The 215-nt window shown below is 84.2% G+C and carries 1 protein-coding gene; it reads right to left on the bottom strand.

The window, feature by feature from the left end; translation table 11 throughout:
- Nucleotides 1–215 (bottom strand): hypothetical protein (locus tag QWJ41_RS21745; RefSeq protein ID WP_302710582.1); only part of this gene is annotated, 215 nt, incomplete at both ends.

The raw sequence follows: 215 nt of genomic DNA, 5'->3' as shown, positions 1-215 counted from the left end.
GGCCGCGGCGCGCCCCGTCGTCCGCCGCCGGCAGCGCGCCGTCGCGGGGCTGCACGGGCCCGTGGGCCACCCCGAGCGTCACCGGCTCGCCGCTGGTCTCGGCCAGCGCGGCGCGCAGCCGCGGGCCGACGACCTGGGCGTCGTCGTGGGCGGGCACCAGCAGCACCGGTCGGCCGCGGTGCTCGACGGCCAGGCCGTCGGCGGCGCGGGCCAGG

Origin of the sequence: Nocardioides cremeus (assembly GCF_030518195.1) — a bacterium.
Taxonomy (GTDB): Bacteria; Actinomycetota; Actinomycetes; order Propionibacteriales; family Nocardioidaceae; genus Nocardioides; species Nocardioides cremeus.
The sequence above is the reverse complement of the archived record's forward strand: the minus strand, read 5'-3'. Positions and strand labels throughout refer to the sequence as shown.